At 64.0% G+C, this 25,239-nt stretch carries 21 protein-coding genes; 1 reads left to right on the plus strand and 20 read right to left on the minus strand.

The window, feature by feature from the left end:
* Positions 1-2: 2 nt before the first annotated feature.
* The 18 genes from QM782_RS04040 to QM782_RS04125 form a co-directional block, all read right to left on the minus strand.
* A complete protein-coding gene (locus tag QM782_RS04040) occupies positions 3-1,484 on the minus strand; it encodes an oligosaccharide flippase family protein (RefSeq protein WP_415201643.1) in 1,482 nt (493 codons plus the stop codon).
* An 82-nt stretch (positions 1,485-1,566) separates the two neighbouring features.
* Complete coding sequence (locus QM782_RS04045) at positions 1,567-2,889, minus strand: putative O-glycosylation ligase, exosortase A system-associated (protein WP_415201644.1); 1,323 nt, start codon at positions 2,887-2,889, stop codon at positions 1,567-1,569.
* Positions 2,890-2,905: 16 nt separating this feature from the next.
* Complete coding sequence (locus tag QM782_RS04050) at positions 2,906-3,088, minus strand: hypothetical protein (RefSeq protein ID WP_415201645.1); 183 nt, start codon at positions 3,086-3,088, stop codon at positions 2,906-2,908.
* A gap of 20 nt (positions 3,089-3,108) precedes the next feature.
* Complete coding sequence (wecC, locus tag QM782_RS04055) at positions 3,109-4,329, minus strand: UDP-N-acetyl-D-mannosamine dehydrogenase (protein WP_415201646.1); 1,221 nt, start codon at positions 4,327-4,329, stop codon at positions 3,109-3,111.
* A complete protein-coding gene (wecB, locus tag QM782_RS04060; RefSeq protein ID WP_415201647.1) occupies positions 4,329-5,474 on the minus strand; it encodes a non-hydrolyzing UDP-N-acetylglucosamine 2-epimerase in 1,146 nt (381 codons plus the stop codon). The genes wecC and wecB overlap by 1 nt, the downstream gene beginning before the upstream one ends.
* Entirely contained in the window at positions 5,471-6,685 is a 1,215-nt protein-coding gene (locus tag QM782_RS04065) for a TIGR04063 family PEP-CTERM/XrtA system glycosyltransferase (RefSeq protein WP_415201648.1), read from the minus strand. The genes wecB and QM782_RS04065 overlap by 4 nt, the downstream gene beginning before the upstream one ends.
* 15 nt (positions 6,686-6,700) lie before the next feature.
* Positions 6,701-7,936 carry a TIGR03088 family PEP-CTERM/XrtA system glycosyltransferase gene (locus QM782_RS04070; protein WP_415201649.1) on the minus strand — a complete coding sequence of 412 codons (1,236 nt, stop codon included), beginning with the start codon at positions 7,934-7,936 and terminating at the stop codon, positions 6,701-6,703.
* Positions 7,839-9,056, minus strand: a complete 1,218-nt coding sequence (locus QM782_RS04075; RefSeq protein WP_415205583.1) for a glycosyltransferase family 4 protein — start codon at positions 9,054-9,056, stop codon at positions 7,839-7,841. The genes QM782_RS04070 and QM782_RS04075 overlap by 98 nt, the downstream gene beginning before the upstream one ends.
* A 50-nt stretch (positions 9,057-9,106) precedes the next feature.
* Complete coding sequence (locus QM782_RS04080; RefSeq protein ID WP_415201650.1) at positions 9,107-11,017, minus strand: XrtA/PEP-CTERM system amidotransferase; 1,911 nt, start codon at positions 11,015-11,017, stop codon at positions 9,107-9,109.
* 17 nt (positions 11,018-11,034) lie between these two features.
* Positions 11,035-12,600, minus strand: a complete 1,566-nt coding sequence (gene xrtA / locus QM782_RS04085; protein WP_415201651.1) for an exosortase A — start codon at positions 12,598-12,600, stop codon at positions 11,035-11,037.
* A gap of 11 nt (positions 12,601-12,611) precedes the next feature.
* Positions 12,612-13,832 carry a TIGR03087 family PEP-CTERM/XrtA system glycosyltransferase gene (locus tag QM782_RS04090; protein ID WP_415201652.1) on the minus strand — a complete coding sequence of 407 codons (1,221 nt, stop codon included), beginning with the start codon at positions 13,830-13,832 and terminating at the stop codon, positions 12,612-12,614.
* Between the two features lie 7 nt (positions 13,833-13,839).
* Positions 13,840-14,877: a FemAB family XrtA/PEP-CTERM system-associated protein gene (locus QM782_RS04095; RefSeq protein ID WP_415201653.1), complete on the minus strand. Its 1,038-nt coding sequence runs from the start codon at positions 14,875-14,877 to the stop codon at positions 13,840-13,842.
* A gap of 9 nt (positions 14,878-14,886) precedes the next feature.
* On the minus strand, positions 14,887-15,726 hold the full coding sequence (locus tag QM782_RS04100; protein ID WP_415201654.1) for an XrtA system polysaccharide deacetylase: 840 nt from the start codon (positions 15,724-15,726) through the stop codon (positions 14,887-14,889).
* 26 nt (positions 15,727-15,752) lie between these two features.
* Positions 15,753-16,832: an XrtA/PEP-CTERM system-associated ATPase gene (locus QM782_RS04105; protein WP_415201655.1), complete on the minus strand. Its 1,080-nt coding sequence runs from the start codon at positions 16,830-16,832 to the stop codon at positions 15,753-15,755.
* 4 nt (positions 16,833-16,836) lie between these two features.
* Positions 16,837-18,279: a TIGR03016 family PEP-CTERM system-associated outer membrane protein gene (locus QM782_RS04110; protein WP_415201656.1), complete on the minus strand. Its 1,443-nt coding sequence runs from the start codon at positions 18,277-18,279 to the stop codon at positions 16,837-16,839.
* 195 nt (positions 18,280-18,474) lie between these two features.
* On the minus strand, positions 18,475-19,362 hold the full coding sequence (locus tag QM782_RS04115; protein WP_415201657.1) for an XrtA-associated tyrosine autokinase: 888 nt from the start codon (positions 19,360-19,362) through the stop codon (positions 18,475-18,477).
* A gap of 7 nt (positions 19,363-19,369) precedes the next feature.
* The gene (locus QM782_RS04120; protein ID WP_415201658.1) at positions 19,370-20,935 is read right to left on the minus strand and encodes an XrtA system polysaccharide chain length determinant; all 1,566 of its coding nucleotides are present in this window, start codon (positions 20,933-20,935) and stop codon (positions 19,370-19,372) included.
* 3 nt (positions 20,936-20,938) lie between these two features.
* On the minus strand, positions 20,939-21,568 hold the full coding sequence (locus QM782_RS04125) for an XrtA/PEP-CTERM system exopolysaccharide export protein (RefSeq protein ID WP_415201659.1): 630 nt from the start codon (positions 21,566-21,568) through the stop codon (positions 20,939-20,941).
* 162 nt (positions 21,569-21,730) lie between these two features.
* Between QM782_RS04125 and QM782_RS04130 the strand changes: the two genes are divergently transcribed.
* Entirely contained in the window at positions 21,731-23,326 is a 1,596-nt protein-coding gene (locus tag QM782_RS04130; protein ID WP_415201660.1) for an FAD-binding oxidoreductase, read from the plus strand.
* A 3-nt stretch (positions 23,327-23,329) separates the two neighbouring features.
* On the opposite strand, the gene QM782_RS04135 is transcribed toward QM782_RS04130, so the two are convergent.
* A complete protein-coding gene (locus QM782_RS04135; RefSeq protein WP_415201661.1) occupies positions 23,330-24,337 on the minus strand; it encodes an NAD-dependent epimerase in 1,008 nt (335 codons plus the stop codon).
* The gene (locus QM782_RS04140) at positions 24,334-25,230 is read right to left on the minus strand and encodes a PEP-CTERM/exosortase system-associated acyltransferase (RefSeq protein WP_415201662.1); all 897 of its coding nucleotides are present in this window, start codon (positions 25,228-25,230) and stop codon (positions 24,334-24,336) included. The genes QM782_RS04135 and QM782_RS04140 overlap by 4 nt, the downstream gene beginning before the upstream one ends.
* Positions 25,231-25,239 lie beyond the last annotated feature (9 nt).

Here is a 25,239-nt window from a genome sequence, read left to right on the forward strand (position 1 = left end):
CCTCAATGCGTCGCGGTGCGGGGTCGCGACAGCCGGCGCCGTAGATAACCGAGCACCATGCTTTCCAGGCCATCGGGACAACCCAGCAACCGCCAACTCACCGCGCACCATGCGACGTAGAACACCCCCCCCATCAAAATACCAATCGCCAACTGCACGGCCGGCGCCTGCACATGGCCCATGGCCCAGCGCACCAGCAGATACATCAGCACGGCACCGATTACAGGCCGGATCAATGCCATGGCGAGCGCCCGCAGCCGCAGTTCGCAATAGCGCCAAGCAAAGAACATCGCCGCCGCCGCACCGCACAGCGCGCCGCAGGCACGTGCCCAGACCAGGCCATAGATAGACAGCATCGGGACCAGCACCAGCGCCGCAGCGAGAAAAGCCACGAACTCGGTCCACACCGTCATGCTGTGCTGCTTAGTCCGGCCGCGCATGACCAGCAGCGTATTCAGGCTGCCCGGCATGGACTGGATCGCGCCCACGATAGCAAACCCTGCCACATACGGTGCAGCTGCCGACCAGTTCGGCCCCAGTACCAGTACGGTCGCCGGGCCGGCCACTGCGGCAAAACCTAGGCCGAGCGCCCAGGTCACGGTATTCGCCGCTCCGGCTGCCTTGATCACAGCAGCATTGATCTGCTGTACGCTTCCGGTCATCGACGACAACAGGGGCAGCAAGGCTCGCAGCAATGCAGGGCCGACCTCGGAAGTGGGCATCTGCCCGAAATCGGAGCCCACGCTGTAGACACCGAACTGCGCCGAGTCGGTGGCCACGCGGCCGGCCACGAGCTCATCGCCGCGTCGCATCACGAAGCTGCCGATGCTCGACAGCATCAGCCACTTGGTGACAGCCCAGATTTCGCCGATCTTGCTGGTATTCCACCGCGGCCGATATGGGTGCATCCAATAGCTCAACAGCGTCATGCTGATCTGCCCGGTCGCGATTCCCATCACCAAAGCCCGGTAGTCGCGCAGCATCAACCCGGCTACGATGGTGACGATCACTCCCAGCACCTTGGAGATCACCTGCAGCTTGAAATCCAAGGAGAAGTTGAACGCCTTCTGCGCCAGCGTGACGCCGATGTTCGCCATGCAGGTCACGGCCATGCACAGCCCCAGCGTCCACAACACGTACATGACACGCGGCTCGCCGAAATAGCGCACGGCCAGGGGCGACACCAACACCAGTACAGCAAACACGATGCAGCCCTGGATGACGCGTAACGTCCAGGCCGAATCGATATCGTCGCGGTCAACCTCGGCCTTGCGCAGCAATGCTGTGCTTGCGCCGAAGTCCAGGAACGCCTGGATCAGCCCGACCACCACGGAGGCCATGGCCACGACGCCGTACTCTGCCGGCAACAGGATCCGGGCCATGACCACGGTGTTGAGCAGGCCCAGCAGCCGGACCGACCAGCGCATGCCAACTGCCCACGCCGCACCGCGCACCAAGGTGCTCTTGCCGCTCGCCGCGGTCATGCACCGGTTCCAGCATAGCGATTCAACAACCGCCTCAAAGCACCTTCGGAACACGCAAACTGCGGAGACACGAAGCGCCCCTTCACGAAGACCGAGACCTCAGCTGGGGCTCGTCCGAACTGGACACCATATCAATCGACGACGTGCTCCCGTGCCTCAGGACGAACTGGCGCAGACACTCCAACAGGCACGCCACCACATAGAAGGTCTCGAAGTAAGCCAGGCTGACAGCCGCCCCGCCCACCGCAAAGGCCAGAATGGACAACCCCAGCGCGTCGGCCATGTCGCGTGCCCATAGCATGGTGGGTTGACCCTTAGTCAGTTGCCGTACGTGACGAGCAGTCAAGAAACAGTTGAACAACACGCAGAGAAATATCAGTAACCCTACGAAGCCGTGGTCTCCCAGTACTTCGAAGTAAATGCTGTGCGCAGCCTTCGCGAAGGTCGAGAAGTGTTCGGAGAGATGCTTGAACAGCAGCCCATCGGCCGGTCGCACGCCGAACCACAGTTCAGGTGACTGCATGGCATGAAAGCCGGTTCCGAACACCGGATTCTTCAAAGCCAGCGCCGTCGCCACGTTCCATGCTTCCACGCGCCCCATGAACGACGCATCGTCACTTGCGGTGCCGATGGTCTCGATGCGTTCGAACCAGCGCTCGGGGCTGAGCACGAGTACCAGCACGACACCTGCCACAACCATGGCGCCAGTCAGTACCTTGCGCCGCGTCGTAAGCACCAGAACCAGCGCGAACATAGCCATCGCCACAAATGCTCCCCGCGAGTTGGATCCCACGATGGCCAGCACCGTCGCCACCAGGACCCCGAGAAAGCCCAGCCGAACGACACGCACCTTGGAATACTGGTACAGATACAGCAGGATGGGCAACACCATCACCAGTGCCACACCGAAATGGTTGTTGTCACTCATCTTGGTACCCGGCAGGCCAATCACCTTGTGCCCGCCGGCGGTGACCAGCGTCTTCAGCCCTTCGGCCAAGCCATGAAATCCCAGCCCCAACGCGATAGCAATCATCATCGCGTGCAAACGCAAACGCGAAGTGACAAAGAGGCACATCAGTAAGCAATACGTAACCGACTTGACCAAATCAGAGTAGATGGAGAAGTTGTTGACCGCGCTCGGCTTGGCCAACACCGCACTGACCGAAACATGGGCCATGAACAACAGGATCAGGCCGCTCGTGGGATTGAGCGTGAAGCGCCCTTTTTCGTGGACCTTCCCAATCAATACGAACATCAGTGTGATCAGCGCGAAAAACAAGTTGTAGCGCAGCGATCCCATGAAGCCGTACATGTAGAACGGCACGGCGATCACCGATGTCCATCCCCAGACCAGGTAGGCCGCAAACGCATTGGAAAGCGTGATCGGAACGATGATGAACATCATCCCCAGCATCATTAGGTCACGCACCTGGCTGTTCTTCCTTTTGGCTGCGCAGTCCCTTTTGCACCTGATCGGTCTTGGACTCCAGGTACGACAGCATGCCCAAGCTGCGTTTGCCCGGCGGAGACCGGTCGGCCTTGCTCACAGCCAAGATCAGCAAGATCAGCAGCACGATGTCAAGCGTGAACAGAGCAGCTTCCATGGCGTCGCAGTGCTAGCGCCTCAGCGCCAGATCCCGCGCGTATCGATCACGATCTTGTCCTTGATCGTCTCCGGATCGATGGCCTTAAACTCATCGTGGTCGACCAACAGCAGCAGGATGTCAGCGCTCTTCATCACCTGCTTGAGGTCGTGCAGCGGGATATCGATCTTGTCGGCCGTCACATTGGGGTCGCAGGCCAGCACCTGACCCACGTCCTCGGCGATCAGGTCGCGCACGATGTCCAGCGACGGCGACTCCCGCAGGTCGTCGATGTTGGCCTTGAAGGTCAGCCCCAGGCAACCGATCACGGGTGACTTGAATCGCTCGGCCTTGGCCTTGACCTTGTCGATCACCCAATGCGGCTTGGCGTCGTTGACTTCGCGCGCGGTCTTGATCAAGCGCGACTGGACCGGCGCGCTGGAGACGATGAACCACGGGTCGACCGCGATGCAGTGCCCGCCCACGCCGGGGCCGGGTTGCAGGATGTTCACGCGCGGATGGCGGTTGGCCAGCGCGATGGTCTCCCAGACATTCACCCCCAGGTGGTCGCAGACCAGTGACAGTTCGTTGGCGAACGCGATGTTCACGTCACGGAACGAGTTCTCGACCAGCTTGGACAGCTCGGCCGTGCGGCTGTCGGTTTCCAGGATGGCGCCGTTGCAGAAGGTCTTGTACAGCTCGCGCGCCTTGGCCACGGCAGCCTTGCTGGTGCCGCCGATGATGCGGTCGTTGTCGACCAGTTCGCGCAGGATGTGGCCCGGCAGCACGCGCTCGGGGCAGTGCGCGGCATGCACCTTGCCTTGCAGTTCGGGCCGCGCGTCCACGATGGTCTTCTCGATGAATTCCGTGGTGCCGACCGGCGAGGTGGATTCCAGGATCACCAGGTTGCCCTCCCGCAGGAACGGCGTGATGGCCTTGGTCGCGGCTTCCACGTACGACAGGTCCGGCGCCTTGGGATTGCCGTTTTCTTCCTTGAACGGCGTGGGCACGGCAATGATGAAGGTATCGCCCTCCTCCGGCGTCAGCGAAGCCTTGAGATTGCCGCTGTTCACGGCCGAGCGCACCAGCACGTCCAGGTCGGGCTCGATGATGTGGATGCGGCCGGAGTTGATGGTGTCCACGGCGGCCTTGTTGACATCCACGCCCAGCACGGTGTGACCCTTGGTGGCCAGCATGGACGCAGTGGGCAAACCGATGTAACCCAGGCCCATGACGACGATTTTCTGCGTGTTGTGTGCCATTAGCGGCTCTCTTTCCAGGATTGAACGGCTTGAAGAATGCGGCCGACGGCCTGGCCGTCGCCGTAGGGGTTATGGGCTTTGGACATGCGGACATAGGCCGCCTCGTCCTGCAGCAGCCGCGTGGCCTGCTCGACGATGGCGCTGCGCGAGGTACCGACCAGCAGTACCGTGCCGGCCGTGACGGCCTCGGGCCGCTCGGTGATATCGCGCATGACCAGCACCGGCTTGCCGAGCGAGGGCGCCTCTTCCTGCACGCCGCCGGAGTCGGTGATGATCAGGTGGGCGCGGTTCATCAGGTAGACGAAGGGCAGGTAGTCCACCGGCTCGATCAGGTGCACGTTCGACAGCCCGCGCGCAGCCAGGATCTCGTTGACCGGGCGGCGCACGTTGGGGTTCAGGTGCACCGGATACAGGATCTCGGCGTCGGGCGTGCGCTCGGCGATGTCGGCCAGCGCGTTGCAGATGTTCTCGAAGCCGGCCCCGAAATTCTCGCGCCGGTGGCCGGTCACGAGAATCAGGCGCCGTGCCGGGTCGAGAAAGGAGAAGCGCTGCTGCATCTCGGCGCCCAGCGCCGGATCGGTCTCGAGCTTGCGCACGACCGCGAACAGCGCATCGATCACGGTGTTGCCGGTCACGAACACCGAGGCTTCGGCCACACCCTCGCGCAGCAGGTTCTCGCGCGAGGTGGCGGTCGGCGCGAAGTGCAAGTCGGCCACGGCGCCGGTGACCTTGCGGTTGATCTCTTCGGGAAAGGGTGCGTACTTGTCGCCGGTGCGCAGGCCAGCCTCGACGTGGCCGACTGCCGCGCGCGCATAGTAGGCGGCCAGGCTCGTGGCCAGCGTGGTGGTGGTGTCGCCATGCACCAGCACCAGGTCGGGCCGCTCTGCCGCCAGCACCGGCTTGAGTCCGGCCAGCACGCTGCAGGTCACGTCGTAGAGGTCCTGGTTGGGCTTCATGACGTTCAGGTCGTACTGCGGTTCGATCTCGAACAACCGCAGCACCTGGTCCAGCATTTCGCGATGCTGGGCAGTCACGCAGACGACCGTCTCGAAACGATCGGCCGCAGCCTGGAAGCCCTTGACCACGGGCGCCATCTTGATGGCCTCGGGCCGGGTGCCAAAAACGATCAGTACTTTCGGTTTCATTGCTTGCGTCCTGCTACCAAGCGGGTAAACGGTGCCCGGTAGTTGGCGGCGCTGTTGCGCCAATTGCGAACTTGCTCCACGAACTGCCGACCATGGGCCTTCATGGCCGGCCAGCGTTCGCTCTGGCGCAGCAGTCCCAGCACGGCAGCAGCCAGTTCGTCAGCATCATCGGCCCTGAACAACACACCAGTGCGATCGTGCTCGACCAGTTCGCGGTGACCGCCCACATCGGAAGCGACGAAGATGCGCCCTTGCGCCATGGCCTCCAGCGGCTTGAGGGGCGTGACGAGCTCGGTCAGCCGCATCGAATGGCGCGGATAGGCCAGCACGTCGATCAGGTCGTAGTAGCGGCTCACATCCTTGTGCGGCACGCGCCCCGTAAAGACGATGCGATCGGCCATGCCCAGGCGGGCAGCCTGGGCCCGCAGGTTCTGGTCCTGCGGGCCACCGCCGACCAGCAGCAGGTGCAGGTCGGGCTGGCCCTGTACGAGGCGCGGCATCGCATCGATCAGGAGATCCAGCCCCTCGTACGCATAGAACGAGCCGATGAAGCCGACCACCGGCCCCTGCCCCAGTCCGAGCTGCTGGCGCAGCGCAGGATCCGGCGGTTGGGAAAGCTGGAACGACTGCGGATCGACGGCATTGGGCACCACGCTCACCTTGGCGGCCGGAATGCCGCGCGCCAAGATGTCGCCACGCAGGCCTTCGCAGATCGTGAACACATGGGCCGCGCGGCGCACGGCATAGGTCTCGAGCGCGCGCGTCGCGCGATAGCGCAGACTGCCCTCGCGCGTGGTGCCGTGGTCGACCGAGGCATCCTCCCAGAACGCGCGGATCTCGTAGGTGACCGGAATGCCGAGCTTGCGCCCGACCTTCAGGGCCGGCAGCACGTTCAGCACCGGCGAATGGGCGTGGATCAGGTCGGGCTTGACCTCGCGCGCCACCTCCTCGATACGCCGCCCTAGCTGGCGCAGCAAGGCCAGTTCGCGCGTGACCGGAAAGCGGTCCCACACCGAGGGATCGGCCGGGGTGCGGTAGAAGAAGAAACCTTCGGACTCCTCCACGTCGTGCTGGTCGCCCTCCTGCTTGGGCGAGGTCAGGTGGAAGGTTTCCCAGCCCAGCGCGCGCTGCTCGCGCAGCAGCGCGGCCGAACGGAAGGTGTAGCCGCTGTGCAGCGGCAGCGAATGGTCGAAGATGTGCAGGATGCGCATGGGAAGTCGGGGAGATCAGGCTGGCCGGCCGGAGAACACCGCGTCGTAGCGGCGCACCATGGCCGACAACGCATGGTGCTGTTGCGCCTCTACGCGAGCCGCCCGGCCATGGCGCTGCGCCAGCGCGACATCGCCCAGGTAGGCAGCCAGGGCACGCGCCATCGCGGCATCGTCCTGCGCAGGCACCAAGGTACCGGTCATGCCGTCGGCCACCACTTCGGGCGTGCCCCCGACTGCGGTCGCGACGATGGGCAGGCCGCAGGCCATGGCCTCCTGCAGCGTGCAGGAGGTGCCTTCGGTCAGTGAAGGCAGCACGAAGCAGTCGAGCATGCGCAGCACCTCGGGCACGTCGCTGCGGGCGCCGGCCAGCCAGGCCAGGTCGCGCACGCCGGCACGCACCAGGATGTCGTCGATCTCGGCGGCCAGCGGCCCGTCGCCGACGAACACCAGGCGTGCACGTTCGGCCGCCTGCGGATGCATGCGCAGCAGTTCGACGAAGGCACGCGCCAGCGCAGGCTGGTTCTTGACGGTCTGCAGCCGACCGACGGTGCCGAGCAACCAGTGCCGGCCAGGCGTGAAGGGACAACCCGGCACGGCAGCCCGTGGCTCCTGCGCCGGAACGAACAGGTCGGTATCGACGCCATTGGCGATCAGCGAGCGCCGATCCGCTGGCACGCCGACGGCCTGTTCCAGGTAATCGTCGAGATCGCGTGACACCGTCACATAGTGCGACACGAAAGGTCGGTACACCCTGCGCAGGCGCCGGTAGCGCACATTGCGGCCGTGCGGATCGTGCGCATCCCAGCCGTGCTCGGCATGCACGCGCCGCGGCACGCGGGCCAGCCAGGCCAGCGGCGTGACCTCCAGCGCTGCCAGGTTGCAGGTGTGCAGCACGTCCGGGCGCAACCGGCGCAGCAGGCCGTAGATGCGGCGGTACAGCGGGATGGCGTGGCCTTCGGGCTTGTCCAAGGCGATGAATTCGACATCGGGCCGCGCCACGCGCTGACGGAAATCGTCGATCGTGGTCAGCGACACCAGGGTGTGCCGGTAATGTTCCGCAGGCAGACGGTTGATCAACTGCACGATCACGTTCTCCAGCCCGCCGATCGAGAACCGGTAGACGAAGTGGACGACGTGCAGTGGGCGGCGCGCTTCAGCCAACGTGCGGCTCCGCCGGCCGATGGCTCGTGATCTGGCGGAACAGCCGCAGCTGTCCCTGCGTGGTCGCATCCCAGGAGAAGGTTTCCGCATGCTGGCGCGTGGCGCTGCGCTCGGGCAGGCTGGAAAACAGCCGCTGCCAAGCCTGTACCAGGCCCGCCGCAGAACGCTCGTGCATCAGCACGCCGGCCGCAGGCTGGCTCACGACTTCCGGCGTACCCCAGATGTCGGTGGCGATCACGGGCGTGCCACAGGCCATGGCTTCCAGCAAGACGTTGGCCCAGCCCTCGCGGCTGGAGCACAACGCCAGTGCGTCGGCCGCGCTGTACCACCACTTGAGTTCGGTTTGCGGCACCACGCCGGCGAAATGCACGCGTTCGCGCACACCCAGGGCCGTGGCCTGGCGCTCCAGCGCCGCACGCTCGGGCCCGTCACCGGCTAGCAGTAGGCGTACGTCCGCGGGCAAGTCGGGCAAGGCCTGAATCGCCAGATACTGGCCCTTGCGCTCGATCAGGTGGCCGACGCACAGCAGCAGCCGCGCGTCCGCCGGCAGGCCGAGCCGCTCACGCGCCGCCGCGCGCGACTCCGGCACGAAGCGCTGCAGGTCCACGCCGTTGCGCAGCGTATGCAGCTTGCCGGGATCGCCGCCGAGTTCGCGCAGCCGGTCCATCAGCGCCTGGCAGACGCCGATCGAGGCGCGCGCATGCGCGGCCGCCGACAGGATCAGCTTGCGCGGCACGGTGTATTCGGGAATCAGATTCAGGTCGGTACCACGGGCGGTGACCACAAAGGGCTTGCCGAGCCAGCGCGACAGCAGGCTGGCGGCCACACCATCCGGGTAGTAGTAGTGCGCATCGATGAGATCGAAATCGAAACCTTCACGCTGCAGGCGGCGGATGGTCCGCCAGGCGCCCAGCGCCATCGTGAACGGCGTGATGCTCATGCCGAAGCCGGGAAACACCAGGAAGCGCGGATGGTGCACCTCCAGCCCGTTGCGCTGCTCCAGCCGTGGTGTCTCGGCGAAGCGGCCGTACTCACCGAAGCGCTTGCCGCGCAGCGGAAACCAAGGCACCGGCGCCACCACCTTGGCCTGCACCTCGCCGGTCTTGAGCAGTTCGCGCAGCCGCGTTTCGACGAAGATGCCATGAATAGGCCGAACCGTGCTCGGATAGAGACTGGAGAACAGCAGGATGCGAAGCGGTTTGTTGGACATGAACTGCGCATTATCCGCAACGATCTGCGGAGGATCGTGCGCCATAGTGCTCAAATTTGGACCGAGGCGCGCTCTGTCTGTCGCAGGAATGCCTCGAACATCAACAGCGTCCACAGTGGCGCCGAAAAGTCACGCTGGCCGCTCTGGTGCTGGCGCACCATGCTGCGCAGCGTGCCGGCATCGAAGTAACCGGCGTCCAGCATGCGCGGGCCCAGCAAGGCCTCGCGCGTGCGCTCGGCCAACGGGCCGCGCAGCCAACTGGCCAGCGGCACCGAGAAACCCATCTTGGGCCGGTACAGCACGTCCGCCGGCAACCGCGGCTCGAACGCCTTCTTGAGCAGGAACTTGCCTTCCTGGCCCTGGATCTTCAGGCTCGTGGGCAGCGTGGCCAGCCACTCCACCAGCAGGTGGTCCATCAGCGGCTCGCGCACCTCCAGCGAATGGGCCATGCCGGCGCGGTCCACCTTGGTGTTGATGTCGCCGACCAGCCAGGTCTTGTAGTCCAGGTACTGCACCAGAGCCAGCGGATCGTCGGTGCTGGCGCGCTCCGCATGCCGGCGGAACAGGTCGAGGGCGCTGTAGCCGCCGAGCCGGCGCTTGAAGTCCGCCGAATACAGGCGCTCGCGCTCGTCGGCCCGCAGCACCGAGACGCTGTGCAGGTAGGCCTGCGCCGAATCGAAGGCCAGTGCCTGGAAGGTGGTCTTGGCACGCAACACGCGCGGCGCCCAGTCGGCCTTGGGGTATAGGCTGCCGAGCGCACCGAACAGCGGCTTGCGCACGGCCAGCGGAAGCGCGCGGCGCGCCTTCTCCTCGGCCAGGTGCAGCCGGTAGCGACGGTAGCCGCCGAAGCTCTCGTCGCCACCGTCGCCGGACAGTGCCACGGTCACGTGCTTGCGGGCCATCTGGCAGACCCGGTAGGTCGGCACGGCCGAACTATCGGCGAACGGCTCGTCGTACAGCCAAGCCAGCGTGTCGATGAGGTCGAAGTCGTCGCTGCCGACGATGTCCAGGCTGTGGTCGGTCCCATAGCGCTCGGCCACCATCTGCGCGAACTGCGATTCGTTGAAGCGCGGGTCCTCGAAGCCGATCGCGCAGGTCTTGATCCTGCTGCCAGCCACCTGGGCCATGGAAGCGACCACGGCACTGGAATCCACGCCACCGGACAGGAAGGCGCCCAGCGGCACGTCGGCGACCAGGCGCAGCCGCACCGACTCGTCGATACGCTGCAGCAGTTCGGCCTGTGCGTCACGCAGCCCGATCGGGTTGTCCAGCGTGAAACGCACATCCCAGTATGGCTGCGGCGCCGGCAGCTCGCCCATGCCGCGGCGCAACAGCAGCTTGTGGCCCGGCGGCAGCTTGTAGGCACCCTGGTAGATGCAGCGCGGATCGGCCACGTAGCCGAGCGCGAAATACTCCTCCACCGCCAGCGGATCGATCGTGCGTGCGAAGCCCGGATGGGCGGTGATGACCTTCAGCTCGGAGCCGAACACCAGGCTGCCGTCCGGCAGCAGTGCGTAGTGCAAGGGCTTGACGCCCATGCGGTCGCGCGCCATGAACAGCACCTGCTGGTTGCGGTCCCAGATCGCGAATGCGAACATGCCGCGCAGACGGGCCAGACAGTCCTCGCCCCAGGCCTGCCAGGCATGGACGATGACCTCGGTGTCGCTGCGCGTCTTGAAGACATAGCCCAGGGCTTTAAGCTCGACGGTCAGCTCGCGGTAGTTGTAGATCTCGCCGTTGAAGACGATGACGACCGAGCGATCCTCGTTGAACTGTGGCTGGATGCCGGTGGCCAGGTCGATCACCGACAGGCGACGGTGGCCCATGGCCAAGCCGGGTTCCAGGTGCAGGTCCGCCTCGTCGGGACCGCGGTGCGCCTGTATGTCATTGATGGCCGACATCAGCGCGGGCGAAAAGGCACGGGTGCCGCGCAGGTCGAACAAGCCAGAAATACCACACATGTCTGGTTTCTCCCTCGTCAGCGCGCACGCGTCTGCTGCAGGCTGGCCTCGATGGCCTGGCCGTTGGCGCGCACGAAGGCCGCCAGCGTTTCGCGCGGATCTTCCCCTTCGCGCACCGGGGTGTAGACGATGACGACCGCCGAATCGTCGCCCTGCCCGGTCAGCCGGGACAGCGCGCCGTGGATCTTGGCCGTCGCATCGCTGGCGATCAGCCGCCCGTTGACCCAGTAGAGCTGCCAGACCAGCAGCCGCGGCGCCGCCACATCGCTGACGATCGAGCTGCGCAGCTCCGCTTGGCGCACGGCCACGTCGCCGCCATTCCAGGGTGCGGTGGCGCCGGACGATGCCACCTGCGCCCATTTCTTCTCGGCAGTTCGCGCCAGCTGATTCTCGGAGCTCACCAGCTTGCGCTCGGTGCTCTGGTTGCGGTAGTAGCCAATGTAGATGCCGACCTGCCGGCCATCCTTGGCGGCTCCGCGGACCAGTTCGGCCGACGGATTCTGGAACGCGGGTTTCCAGTCCGGCGACGGCGGCTCGGCCAGTTGCCAACCATCCTGCAGTTCCGCCTGCAGCGCCAACTGGGGCTGCGCCTGGTTCTGGGTGCGTTCCAGCGCCCAGATCACGCCATGCGGCGCCAATGCGACCAGCACCAGCGCGAGCAGCACCGCCGGACGTGCCATTGCCTGGCCCTCTCGCCGGGCACCGGTCGCCGCGGGCAGCGCCGCCGGCACCTCGGGCGCCGTGTCGGCCCAGCGTGCGCCGATCGCGAACATGATCAGAATCACCACGCCGAAGAACAGCCAGCCGTAGATCAGGTGGTCCACGCCGGTGGCAATGGTGTTGCCCGAGTAGTGGCCCAACATCACGATCATGTAGGCGCGCAGCCAGTTGGCGACCAGCGGCACCAGGATGGACACCAGCACGAACAGTGCGCGCTTGCGCGCCGACTGATAGTTCAGGTAAGCGAACAGCGCACCCACGGTGACCGAGGCAATCAGGTAGCGGATACCGCTGCAGGCCTCGACCACCGACCAATGGCCCGAGGGGATCACGAACTGCTGGCCTTCGCGGTACACCGGAATGCCCGACAGGCGCAGCGCCAGCACGGTGAAGTCGGCCGTCCACTCCATGAGCTTGGGCATCATGAAGTCACCGATCGGCACCGCGAAGAACATGAAGAACAGCGGAAACAGCAGCGCCCCGGCCACGCGCCAGCCCAGCACGGCCGGCACCGCCAGCACCAGCAGCGCGATCAGCGCCAGTTGCGTGGCGGCATTGACGGCCACCAGATCGCCGGCCAGCCACAATGCCGCCGCGCCGGCCATCAGCAGCACAGCCAGCGCACTGGGCTGCGGCACCAGGCGGGCCAAGGCATGGCGCTGGCGCCACACCAACCACAGCACGATCGGCAGCACCAGAAAACCGTGGGCGTAGGTCTCCGACCGGGCCCAGATCGAGACCATGCCCACGACAGTTTCGCGGTACAGCAGCAGCAGACCAGCAACGACCAGCACGAAGATGGTCATCGACCGCTGCCAAGGCGAGGAAGGCACGGACTGCACGGAAGCAGACGTCAGGGGCATGGGGCGACTGTTCATGTCGGTGCGAGCGCCGGCGCAGCCGGCGTGGCAAGGTGGAGATGGCGGTCGATGCCGGACAGGTGCGCATCCCAGCTGAAGCTGTCCAGTACCTTGGCGCGTGCGGCCACACCCACGGTGGCCACGCGCGCCGGATCGGCAAGCAAGCCATGGACCTGGGCCACGAAGTCGGCCGCATCGGATGCGGGAAACATCTCGACGCCTGCGCGCGCGCCGATCGCCTGGGCGCATTCGGCCGTCGCGACCACAGCCTTGGCCATGGCCATGGCTTCGAGGATCTTGTTCTGGATGCCACGCGCCACGCGCAGTGGCGCCACCACCAGCGCCGCGTGCTGCAAATAGGGGCGCACGTCGTCCACAGTGCCGGTTACGACCACGGCCTCGGACGCCAACGCCTGCACGGCTGGCGCCGGGTTGCGGCCGACGATGTAGAAGCGCAACTGTGGCCAGCGCTGTCGCAGCGTCGGCAGCATCTCGGCACAAAACCAGGTCGCGGCATCGATGTTGGGCCAGTAGTCCATGGCACCAGTGAACACCAGCGGCAGTTCGCCTTCGGCATAGGGCGACGGACGCGCCGCGTCCGGCACGAAGAAGCCCGCGTCGACGCCGTTGCCGAGCGGTTCCACGCGTGTCGCGCTTTCCTGGGCACGGGCCCGGAACAGATCGGTCTCCTGCGGCGTGACGAAGAAGGAGTGACGCGCGCGACGCGCCACGCTACGCTCGAACGCCAGCAGCCGTTCGCCTTCGCGCCGGTACAGCCAGGACAGCGGCCAGGGGCGCGCCGCAGCGTACTGGGTCCACTTGGCCGAATCCAGGTCGACGAAATCGACCAGCATCGGCAGGTCGGCCGGCGCGTACTGCGCCATCGCCGAGGAGAACACCACCGTCGCATCCACCCGATGCACGGCCTGCATCTCCCGCACCCATTGCGCCAGACCAGCGTCGCGGTAGTAGGCCAGCGTCAGCGCCTCGCCGCGCAGCAGCCCGGTCAGACTGCGCAGGCGGGCACGGCCCGGATGCAGGCGGGCCACGTACAGGTCGGGGCAAAACGCGCGCAGAGCCGGCAGATGCGCCTCGTCCTGTGGATCGTCGATGAACGTGCCCAACAGCACCCGGTGCGAACGCTGCAGGTGCCGCAGCAGGTGATACGAGCGCACCTTGTCACCCTTGTTGGGCGGATAGGGCAGGCGGTGCACCAAGTACAGCAGTGTGGCCATGGCGGCATCAACCCAGGTTGCGCACGATGTGCGGACCGATGAAATTGACCACGGCGCGCGGCATCCGCCGCCAGGTGCGGATCACGAACTGGTACTTGGCGTTCGAAGGGTTGTTCTGCGGGATTGCGTCGCGCTTGTAGAGCTGGTACTCGTAGTACAGCGGCTGCGGCTCGAAGCCCCAGTTCTTCTTGAACGAGAACGAGCCCGTGCCCTGCTTGCTGCGGCCATAGTCGAACACGCGGATGCCACGCGCCGCGGCACGGCGCATCAACTCCCAATACTTGAAGTCGTTGGCAGCCAGGTCGCGCGCAGCCTCGTCGTCACCGGCGTAGTAGGGCAACACCTCGTCGCGGAAGTAAAAGCTCAGCACGCTGCTGAGCGGCTTGCCTTCGGCCGTGGTGACCGTCAGCACCTCGCAGTCTTCGCCGAACGTGCGCTGCAGTGCCTGGAAGTAGCGCTTGGACATCGGCGGGGTGCCGTGCCGGTGCACGTTGTCGGCGTACAACGCGAAGAAGCGGTCCACCGTCGGATCGACATGGCTCTGCAGGCCGTTCTTGATGCCCTTGCGCACCATGGCGCGTTGCTTGCGCGGGATGGCCTGCATGTTGGCTTCGTCGTCCGCAGACAGGATCTTGCGAAACGTGACGTACAGATCCTGCATCGGCCAATCTTCATGCCGGCGCTGCAGGTTGCGCAGTTCCAGATGGTCGACGCCGAGCCGGCGCGCGATGGCCTGAGCCTGCTGCTCCAGCGCCGCCGCCGCCGCATCGTTGGTCGCAGCCACTCCGCCATAGACGCCGAAAGGCAGGCTGACCAGCGCGTTGCCGAACAATCGACTCTTGACATGGCCGAGCGGCAACACGCCCTCGATTTGGCCATCGTTCTCGGCATAGAGGTAGTGGCTGTCGTGCCGGAACACGTCGCGCAGCAGACTCTGCCAGCCAGCGCGGTGGAAAAAGGTGGCCGACGGGCAGCGCAGGACAAAAGCGTCCCAGCGCCGGGCCCCCGCCATGTCGCCCGGCGCAAGGTGTTTGACGGTCAGCATCGCAATCGGTCAGGCCGTGGTCGCCACGGAGGCGACGGTTCGGTTCAAGAAAATCTGGTCCATGCGGCCCCAGCGGAAATCGGTCAGCAGTCGTTGCAGACGCTTCTCCATGCGGCCAATGTTCACGTAGTGACGGAAGCGCGACTTGGCGTCGATCCCGGCCACACGCGGTTGCCCCGGATCGATCTCCCAGGGGTGGAAGTAGAAGATCGCCGCCTCGTGGTCGCCGCCGTTCACTCGACCGAGCATCCAGCGCGACAGGCCGTACGGCAGCAGGCGAAAGTAGCCACCGCCGCTGGAGGGCAGGTTGCGATTCAGCACGCGCAACGTCGTGACGGGAATCTCCAGCAGGCCATCGCGTACCTGGTAGGCGAAGCGGGGCGCGTCCGGCATGCCGTAGTGGTCGTGCTGGATCGGGTAGATGCTGGAGCTGTACCGATAGCCCGCCGCGAGCAGGCAGTCGAACGCCCACAGGTTACCGGTGCCGATGGAGAAGCTGGGCGCACGGTAGCCCTTGACAGCCACACCGCCGATGTCTTCCAGGATCGCCTTCGCGCGCTGGACGTCGTCGAGAAAGGCGGGTTCACTCAAATCGCTGGCTCGCTCGTGACCGTAGCCATGGCTGGCCAGTTCATGGCCCTCGGCGACGATCCTGCGCACGATCTGCGGATAGCGTTCGGCAATCCAGCCGAGCGTGAAGAACGTGGCCTTCGCGCCGCGTTCGGACAGCATGTCCAAGATGCGATGGACGTTGCGCTCCACACGGCATTCCCGCGCATCCCACTCGTCTCGCCGGATATAGGGAGCGAAGGCCGAAACCTGGAAGTAGTCCTCGACGTCGATGGTCAAGGCGTTCGTGATGGGAGCCGAGGCAGTCACGAGGCTTTCTCCTCTGCGCCGCGCCTGGCAGACGCCACGAGTTTTTTCAGCATGGCAAGCAATTCCAAATTGATGCGCTCCAGGCGCAGCAAACTGCGCTCGAGACGTTGCAGGCGGTCGCCCTGATGTTCCTGACCCAGGCTGGTGATCCGTGCGTCCACACCGTCCAGCACGGCCGGATCGAACTGCAGATCGTTGAAGTCCGCATCGAACTCCAGCGACGGCGCCTCGGCCGGCGACGCCATCACTGCCGTGCGCGTCGTGCCAGACTCTTCGCGGATCTCCTGGGCCACGGCGCTGGCATCTTCCGCGGTCAAGGTGTCCTTCTCATTGAGGAAGCCGAGCAGCAGCATCCGATCGCAGATCGCATTGATCCGGCGCGGAATGCCTCCGCTGGCTTCGAAGATGACGGCAAAGGCCTCAGGCTCGAAGTGGGGCCGGCCAGTGCTGCCGGCACATTTCAGCCGATGCTCGATGTAGCCCTGGGTTTCCTCCAGGTCCAGCGGGCCGATGTGGCAGGCCGCGATGACGCGCTGGCGCAACTGCTGCATCTGCGGGTGCTGCAGGATCTCGCGGAACTCGGGCTGACCCACGAGAAAACTCTGCAGCAAAGCCTGGTTGCCGAACTGAAAATTCGACAGCATGCGCAGTTCCTCAACAGCGGGCGGCGTCAGGTTCTGGGCCTCATCGACGATCAGCAGGCAGCGCTTGCCCTGTACGGTCTGGCCGACCAGGAAGGCCTCCAGCGCCATCAACAGGTCGGCCTTGGACGCGTCCTTGACGCGTACACCGAACGCCGCTGCGACCATGCGCAATGTGTCGTCGGCCTCCAGTTGCGTGCTGACGACGTTGCCTGCTACAACCTTGCTGGCATCCAGGCTGTCAAGCAGACCACGCACGATCGTGGTCTTGCCGGCACCGACCTCACCCGTGATGACGATGAAGCCCTCGTTGCGCAGTACGCCGTAATCCAGGTACGCCTTGGCGCGTCTGTGCTGCTTGCTGGCGAAATAGAAAGCGGGATCGGGATTGAGCTGAAAGGGCTTGCTGCTCAACCCATAGTAAGTTTCATACATGGAATCAGAACCGCATGGAAAGCCCGCCACGCACCGATGATTCGGTGTACGACGAGGCTGCGGCAGTATCGGAAAGGATGCGTCGCACGCCCACCGTAGCCGTCGTGTCCTTGCTCAGGCGCGTGGACAAGCCGACATCGAGCGATCGCAACTCGCTACGCTGCATGCGGGTGTTCTCGCCGGACGATCGACTCTGCGAAGCGACCACGTTGAAGGAAGTCAACGGAGTCAGCCGGCGCGAATACGCCACGCTGAATCCATGCTGACGCACGAAGTTGGAACTGCCGAGGTCGCCTCCGGCACCAATCTGCAGCAAGCGGCTAGTCTCTTGACGCGAAGCCATGAAGGTCAGCGAATCGCGCAGCCCCAACAGGGTAAAGGACAAGTTCTGCCGGCGGTTCAGTGTCATCGCCGATGTGAGCAAGCTCAGATCCACGTTTCTGGAGCCATCTTCCCCAGTCTGCGCCAAGTAACTCTCGACCAATTGCGCACGCAAGACAGGATCTGGTTCGACCGAAGCGAACTGATAGAACAAAAGATCGTACAGCGGCCCCATGCTGAACGACGTATTCTGCCCTGGAGTCGCTGATGCATCGCGTGTATCTGAGAAGCGCCACGCCGTACGCGGGGTACGATGCTCAAAACTGATCGCGTGTGCATTTCCGAAAACACGCTTTTCCAGCAGCGCAGACACGTTCGTGCGATTGGAGATAGCCCATTGAACACGCCCTCCCATAGTCACATCGCTCTGCTTGTCGTTCTCCTGGGAAGCATAATTGTTCGACTCCCAGCCAGGAATCAACGATACGCTCAACTGGGGCGTGAACAGATAGGTCAAGAATAGCCGGATCCGGCTGGATTCATAACCACGGCCCACAATGTAATCCTGAGTTTGCCGGCTAGTATCCAACGTCCAACTAAACGCACGCAATTGACTTCCACTGTTCAGCAGCAACGAGTATTCATCCAAATCGTAGTCTGCAGTGCCAACCGATTTGGCCCTGTACATGGTACGTGCATAACGCGCCTGATAGTTCGCCCAATCACCGAACCATCCACGCACATAAGGTGAAACACGGTACATGCGCGTTTCGGTACGGTTGTTGTTGATGCTGACACCATCATCTGCCAGCGATCCGAATGCCGAGATCGTATCCTGCGACATTCTTCCGTTGAAGTCGATGAAGGCAAAGTTTTCCGCCAATTCATAGGATCCGAAAGCGTTCAGGCTATTCTGATTACGATTCAGCGAAGAATGGCTCGCATAGAACAAGCGCCGAAACGAATAGTCAGCGTAAGCCTTGAGTCGATCTCCATCCGCCGTGAACCGAAAACCGGGCTGGACCGACATCACGAAATCAGACCCGCTGGCCCCCACACCACCTGCCTGCGGACGGACATTACTCGTCCAAGTACCTTCAACATTCACGCGCGGGACGAAAGACACAGACCGCTCGCGCTCTCCAGAGTCCGTCTCTCCAACAGCAGACCGGGGAAGACCCGCGGCAGAAGCAATGTCCCCACGCGATTGCGCATTGGACAATGAGGCAATGCAGAGCAGGCACGCAAGACTAGTCGCACGCAAGCCCTTTCCGGCAATGAGCAAGCGGGAAGCCATCAAAACAGGCATCGACGACATGCCTCAGTGCTGGCCGTACCCATATCCATGTCCATACCCATATCCATACCCATAGCCGCCCCCAGAGGCGCTCCTCGCCTGATTCAACACCATCATCTTCACAGGACAGGATTCGATGGTCGCCAGCGCATGCTGAACGTCGCTCTGCAATGTCTTGCCTGCATGCACCACCATCACGATCTGGCCCATATGGGTCGCGAGCACCCGGGACTCGGTCGTCAGCAGCAGCGGCGGCGAATCGAAGATGATGATGCGATCGGAATACCGCTTGGCAATATCACCAATCAGCGCCGTCATGGCGTCGCTGGCCAACAGTTCGGTTGCGCGCGTGTGGGGTGTACCGCTGGGAAGCAGCGATAGTTTGTCGATATTCGTTCGCAGCAGCACCTGCGAAAGTTCGACCTGATCATCCACCAGCAAATCCAGCAAACCGCGGCTCGCCGGCAAGCCCAGCATGCGCAGAATCGAGGGTCTGGCGACATCCGCATCGACCAGCATCACCGTGTTGTCCAGTTCTGTCGCGATGCTCATTGCGAGATTCAACGCATTGAAGCTCTTGCCCTCACCGGCTACGGCACTGGTAACCATGATGAGGTTGCCATTAACCACGGGCGCCGTCCCTTTTCCCATGGCATTGGCGATCAGTGGACGCTTGATCACCCGGTACTGATCGGCGATCTGAGACCGTGGAGCGTTGGGGCTGACAAAGCCCGCAGCCGTCAACGCGTCAAGATCAAGAGTCACTTGGCGCGACATGACCGGAGCGCGCGCCAGCGCCGCCGGAGCTGCCAACTCCACCGATTTCGGCGGAACCACCACATCCGGCACAGCCACTCCGGCTTGTCGCAACTGCTCAAGTCGACGGGAAGCCTGTTCGATCAAACTGCTCATAGCATCCTCACGCGACCCTGCTGGCCATTACAGCCATCAATCCGATTCCCAGTCCGAAACACACCACAAGGCTTCCGGATGCAACAGCAAACTTGAGAAGATTTCTGCGCTCCTGCTGCTTTGCCTCTTCGCTGATCATCAGTGTCACCACTCCTAGCAGTGGCAAACCGACCGCATGGCGCAGCGACTGTGCGTTGTGGAACACAGGCCTGACTTGTCCAAGCCCGATAGCAACCGCCACGCCCGCGCCGAGCGAAACAATCAAAGCGCCCAACAGCAGCAGCGACCGGTTGGGTGCGACTGGGCGCGGCGACACACGTGGCGGATCGATCAAACGGAAGTCGGCCACACCTGCGACGGAGTCCAAATTTCCGGTCAGCGAAGCCGATTCGCGCCGAGCAACCAGATCCTCATAATTCTTCTTGTTGATTGCATAGTCACGGTTCAGCTGTGCAAACTCTGCCTCAATTTGCGGCGCCGTTTTGGCCTGCTCTTGCGCGCGTTCGTAGCGCGACTTGTATTCGGCAACCCGCGCACTCAGCGACGCGACCTGCACTTCCGCTGTGGCAAGCAGACGTCCCAACTCCTGCGTCACAGGGCTGGAAGTCGCTGCGCTAGCCGGGTTGGCCATTGCCGCCTTGCGCTGCTCTTCGACCTCACGGTGTTTTTGGGCTTCCAACTCCTTGATCGCACGACGCGTCGCCACGACATCCGGATGCTCGTCGGTGAATCGCTGTAATAGCGTATCAAGCGCGCGCTTTTGTTCATCCAAACGGGCATCGAGCTGCGGCGTCGGGAACAAGCGGCTCGCATCAGCACTCTTGGCCGCGGTAGCGATCGCGGCCCGCTCGGCATCAAGTTGGCGCTTGGCCGTATCCCGCGCGCGCTCGGCCTCTATCAACTCCAGACGCGCCTGATTGTATTGCCCTGCAAGCTCGCCAATGCGCGCAGCAGCGTCTGGCCCTGCCTGGGACTGCATTTCAATATTGCGCAGCCTGAAATCCTTCAACCGTGTTTCAGCCTCCTGCAGGCGCGCCTCGTACATCCGAATCTGGTCAGCGATAAACTTCTGCGCAGCCTCTGTGTCCTTACGCGAATCACCCAGACTCGATTCCACGAAGATGGACACGAGCGATTGAACCACCCGCTGCGCCCGCTGAGGCACGGAATCCTGATATGTGATCGTGTAAAGATTGTCGCGTCCCGCACTACGAATCTGCAACTCACCCATCAGCGAGTCGATCATTTTCTCGCGCTCAGCAGGCGATTGCGTCTTCAGATCCAAATCCGCCATACGAATCAGCTTTTCCACGTTCGGGCGACTGATCAGCGTACGGCTTAGCATCGCAACCTGCTGATTCACATTGGGCTGAACCGCCAAGCCGGACATCAGCGGCTTCAAAATGGACTGCGTATCGACGAAGATACGTGCAGACGCTTCATATTTATCGGGGATCCTTAACACTACGGCAGAACCCACGATCGCGACGATCCATGCCGCGAGCAGCCCCCACCACCGGTATTTCCATGCACCCTTGGCGAAATTGGAAACCTGACTGATCAACTCGTCCATCGGTCAGAACCAGCTTTGCGGAATCACCAGGATATCGCCCGGCTTCATCTCGACGTTATTCGAAATGTCACCCCGCTTGACGAGGTCACGCAGCCGCACGGAGTACTGCCTTCCTCCTTCGGACGTACGCAAGATCGTTGCGCCATTTCCGTCGGCAAAATCCGTCAATCCACCTACGGCAATCATGACATCAAGCAAAGTCATCTTTTGCTTATAAGGCAGGAATTGCGGCTTGGCCGCCTCGCCCACAACGCGGATCTGCTCGCTATACGGCCCCACAAACGTGGTCACGACCACGGTCACGACGGGGTCACGCACGAACTTCCCGAGCAGATTCTCGATTTCTCGCGCAATCTCCGTGGAAGTCTTACCCTGCGCCACCAATTCATCGACCAATGGCGTGGATATCTTTCCATCAGGCCTTACCGGTACCGTTTGAGAGAGCTCCGGATTGCGCCAGACAATGATGTTCAGATCGTCACCAGGACCTACGATGTAGTTATAGTCCCCAGAAGCCGCCAAGGCGGGAGCCGGAGGATATTTGTTCGAAGCACAGCCCACCACGGACGCAGCTGCCAGCACGAACCCAAGCCTGCACAATACACGCCGGATAATGGAGTGATGAATTTTCAAGATAATCCCCTACAGTATTCGATGCGGCTACGGAGCGGGGCACTATAGCGCACTTCCCTCGCCACCCACGATGACGCACGGGCGACGACCGGTGCAGGTGCACCCGGTTGACCCCTCAATTCTCCACGCCACGGCCGATCATTCGCGCTAAAAATGCACACAATGAACCTCGACCAAGCACTCGCCGCCTGGACGCAACTGCTAGGCGCAGACCACGTGCTCAACGCTGACCGGGCCCTGCGCACCTATGGGCAGGACACGACGGGCGCCGAACGACACATCCTGGCAGCACTGCAAATTGTAGAGATCACCCAGGTGCAGGAAGTCGTGCGGATCGCACACGCCTACCACGTCTCCATCTATCCGATCAGCACTGGCCACAACTGGGGCTACGGCACCGCGCTCCCTGCACGCTCCGGCAGCGTGCTGGTGGACCTCGGCCGGTTGCAGCGCATTGTGCATTTCGATGCGGAGTTCGGCGTCGCCACGGTGGAGCCGGGCGTGACGCAAGGCATGCTGGCGGATTTCCTGGACCGCGAAGGCCATCCGTATCTCGTGCCGGTCACCGGCGCCGGTCCGACGTGCAGCCTGCTGGCCAATGCCCTCGAACGCGGCTATGGCGTGACGCCGCTGACCGACCACTTCGCCGCAGTGACCGACCTCGAGGCGGTGCTGCCGGACGGCTCCCTGTACCGGACCGCCCTGCGCGAAGCTGGCGGCGAAGAACTGGCACGTCTGTTCAAGTGGGGCGTCGGCCCCTACTCGCCGGGCCTGTTCACGCAAAGCGGTTTCGGGATCGTGACGCGCATGAGCATCCTGCTGGCGCGACGCCCGGAGTGCATCAAGGCGTGCCTGTTCAGCCTGAAAGACGACGCCCTGCTGGAAAAGGCTGTCGAGCGCGTGCGACAGATCCTGGGCAGGTTGCCCGGCACGGTGGGCGCCATCAATCTGATGAACCAGCACCGTTTACTGGCGATGTCGGCTCCCTACCCCGCAGACCAGCTCGGGCCCGATGGCCTGATCCCGCCCAACGTCGTCCAGGAACTGGGAAGGCAGTACCAGATCCTGCCGTGGACGGGCTTCGGCACTCTCTACGGCACGCGCCGCGTCGTGGCGGCCGCGCAGCGGGAGATCCGCAGCGCCCTGTCCGGCATCGCCAGCCGCCTCATCTTCGTCACGCCGAGCGGCGCCAAGAGCCTGGCCCGGCTGGCCAAGCGCTTGCCGGGCGCGATGGTCAAGCGACTGGGCAGCACGGCCGAAACACTGGCCCTGTCGCTGGAACTGGTGGCGGGGCGTCCCAATGAAACCGCCCTGCCATTGGCCTATTGGCGCAACGCGAACGCACCGCGCGGCAGCCAGCGCGACCCGGCGCGTGACGGCTGTGGATTGATCTGGTACGCACCGCTGGTGCCGATGCGCCCCAGCGCCATGCGCGGCTACGTCGACATGGTCAAGCAGGTGACGCGCCGCCACGGCATCGAGCCGCTGATCACGTTCACCACGCTCAGCGACAAGCTGGTGGACAGCACCGTGCCGATCGTGTTCGAGCGCGACCAGCCGGACAAGGTCGCGGCCGCCCAGGCGTGCTACGAAGAACTCGTCGATGCGGGGCGGGCACTGGGCTATTTCCCCTACCGCGTCGGCGTAGCCGGCATGTCGAAGCTGGTCGGCCTGCAGGACACGGCCACGCGCTTTCACGCGCGACTGCGCGAGAGCCTCGACCCGCACGACATCCTGGCGCCGGGACGCTACCGCTGAAACTCAGACCCGGTAGTAGCCCCGGTACCACTCGACGAAGCGGTAGATGCCCTGTGCGATCGGCGTGGACGGCAGGAAGCCGACCCATTGCTGCAGCGCATCCGTATCGGCATAGGTCGCCAGCACGTCGCCGTCCTGCAGCGGCAGCAAGCGCTTTTCGGCCTGCCGGCCCAGGGCTTGCTCGATGCAGCCGATGAATTCCAGCAGCGGGACCGGATTGCGGTTGCCGATGTTGAAGACGCGGTATGGCGCATGGCTGGTGGACGGATCCGGCGCGGCGGCGTCGAAGGCTGGGTCGGACTGCGCCGGGCGGTCGAGGACGCGCACCACCCCTTCCACGACATCGTCGACATAGGTAAAGTCGCGCTGCATCTCGCCGAAGTTGTAAACGTCGATCGGCCGCTGCTCGAGGATGGCCTTGGTGAACAGGAACAAGGCCATGTCCGGCCGACCCCAGGGGCCGTACACGGTGAAGAAGCGCAAGCCGGTCGTCGGCAGGCCGTACAGATGGCTGTAGGTATGCGCCATCAATTCGTTGGCTTTCTTGGTCGCCGCATAGAGGCTGACCGGATGGTCCACCGGATCGCGCTCGGCGAACGGCATCTTGGTGTTGCCACCGTAGACGCTGGAGCTGGACGCATAGACCAGATGCTGCACCTGCTGGTGGCGGCAGGCCTCCAGGATGTTCACGAAGCCCACCAGATTGCTGTCCACATAGGCGTGCGGGTTGCGCAGCGAATAGCGCACCCCCGCCTGGGCCGCCAGATGCACGACGCGGTCGAAACGTTCGCGCTCGAACAGCGCGGCCATGCCCGCACGATCGGCCACGTCCATGCGCACGAAACGGAAGCCGGACGCCTGCTGCAGCTGCGCCAGCCGGTCCTCCTTCAGGCGGACGTCGTAGTAGTCATTGAGATTGTCCAGTCCGACGACTTCGTCGCCTCGCGCCAGCAATTTGCGCGCAACCCCCATGCCGATGAAACCGGCAGCTCCCGTAACGAGGATCTTCACGAAGCGGACTCCTGCGCGTACTGCTGCGCCATCTGGCTATCGATCGCCTTCCACAGCGGCTGGATCATCAGCCGCAGCCTGGTCTCCACCGTGGCCACGCGGATCACCGAAGGCACCCGCGTGCCCCTGTGCTCGATCGGCGCTCCGATCTGCGTCACTTCCACGCCCAGCTTGGCGAAATGCTCGGCCAGCCGCGGCTCCGTCAACGTGAACAGGTATTCGACCTGCCTGCGCTGCGCCAGCAGGACGGCCGCCAAGTACAGCGACACGGGAATGTACGGAAAGCGCGGCTGCTGCGCGTCGCCGAAGTCCTGCACGTCCAGCGCAACCGCCTTGTGCGCCTCGCCGCGGCGGCGCCGGAAGTCGGACAGCACGGCCAGCCGCGACACTTCCGCGATGCGGTCGCGCGGCAGGCGCGAGGGGTCGATCTGGTCGCGGAACAGCGAGTCACGGCAGGCCTTCTCGAACGGCAGCAGCGCCTGGGGATCCTGCGGATCGGCGAACACGACGCGTGCGCAGCCCACGAGCCGCGGCGAAGCCTCGGCGGTGCGCAGCAGGCAGTGCGCGGCCCGCGCATCGTAGGCGTCGGTCTCCCGCTGATCGGGGCGGACCGGCTCGAAGCCCAGTTCGCGGGCATAAACGTCGTGGCGGATGAAGAACACCTTCTCCTGGTCGGCGGCGCTCAGTGCCGGCGCGATCCTGAAGAAACGGTTGAAGTTTTCGGCGAGATTGAGTCTGGACATCGGCTCCTCCATGTGGCAGGCGCAACGTGCTGGCGCGGCGGCCAGCCCTGCGCGGCATTGTCGCTCGCGGCCGACAGGAGTGTCGCCACGGCACAACAAAGTACGCTGAATGAACAAATCTTTCGCAAGGGTGTGTCGCTCAGCGCGCATTTGCTACAT

The organism is Pseudorhodoferax sp. (genome assembly GCF_047601025.1).
Taxonomy (GTDB): Bacteria; Pseudomonadota; Gammaproteobacteria; order Burkholderiales; family Burkholderiaceae_C; genus Pseudorhodoferax.

What these genes read in the sequence shown, in the direction of transcription:
- QM782_RS04120 (WP_415201658.1), bottom strand. Translation starts at nt 20,935, where the DNA reads ATGGACGAGTTGATCAGTCAGGTTTCCAATTTCGCCAAGGGTGCATGG.
- QM782_RS04115 (WP_415201657.1), bottom strand. Translation starts at nt 19,362, where the DNA reads ATGAGCAGTTTGATCGAACAGGCTTCCCGTCGACTTGAGCAGTTGCGA.
- QM782_RS04045 (WP_415201644.1), bottom strand. Translation starts at nt 2,889, where the DNA reads ATGATGTTCATCATCGTTCCGATCACGCTTTCCAATGCGTTTGCGGCC.
- QM782_RS04070 (WP_415201649.1), bottom strand. Translation starts at nt 7,936, where the DNA reads ATGCGGAAACCTTCTCCTGGGATGCGACCACGCAGGGACAGCTGCGGC.
- QM782_RS04140 (WP_415201662.1), bottom strand. Translation starts at nt 25,230, where the DNA reads ATGCGCGCTGAGCGACACACCCTTGCGAAAGATTTGTTCATTCAGCGT.
- QM782_RS04090 (WP_415201652.1), bottom strand. Translation starts at nt 13,832, where the DNA reads ATGGCCACACTGCTGTACTTGGTGCACCGCCTGCCCTATCCGCCCAAC.
- QM782_RS04130 (WP_415201660.1), top strand. Translation starts at nt 21,731, where the DNA reads ATGAACCTCGACCAAGCACTCGCCGCCTGGACGCAACTGCTAGGCGCA.
- QM782_RS04050 (WP_415201645.1), bottom strand. Translation starts at nt 3,088, where the DNA reads ATGGAAGCTGCTCTGTTCACGCTTGACATCGTGCTGCTGATCTTGCTG.
- wecB (WP_415201647.1), bottom strand. Translation starts at nt 5,474, where the DNA reads ATGAAACCGAAAGTACTGATCGTTTTTGGCACCCGGCCCGAGGCCATC.
- QM782_RS04040 (WP_415201643.1), bottom strand. Translation starts at nt 1,484, where the DNA reads ATGACCGCGGCGAGCGGCAAGAGCACCTTGGTGCGCGGTGCGGCGTGG.
- QM782_RS04065 (WP_415201648.1), bottom strand. Translation starts at nt 6,685, where the DNA reads ATGCGCATCCTGCACATCTTCGACCATTCGCTGCCGCTGCACAGCGGC.
- QM782_RS04095 (WP_415201653.1), bottom strand. Translation starts at nt 14,877, where the DNA reads ATGCTGACCGTCAAACACCTTGCGCCGGGCGACATGGCGGGGGCCCGG.
- QM782_RS04105 (WP_415201655.1), bottom strand. Translation starts at nt 16,832, where the DNA reads ATGTATGAAACTTACTATGGGTTGAGCAGCAAGCCCTTTCAGCTCAAT.
- xrtA (WP_415201651.1), bottom strand. Translation starts at nt 12,600, where the DNA reads ATGCCCCTGACGTCTGCTTCCGTGCAGTCCGTGCCTTCCTCGCCTTGG.
- QM782_RS04075 (WP_415205583.1), bottom strand. Translation starts at nt 9,056, where the DNA reads ATGTCCAACAAACCGCTTCGCATCCTGCTGTTCTCCAGTCTCTATCCG.
- QM782_RS04080 (WP_415201650.1), bottom strand. Translation starts at nt 11,017, where the DNA reads ATGTGTGGTATTTCTGGCTTGTTCGACCTGCGCGGCACCCGTGCCTTT.
- wecC (WP_415201646.1), bottom strand. Translation starts at nt 4,329, where the DNA reads ATGGCACACAACACGCAGAAAATCGTCGTCATGGGCCTGGGTTACATC.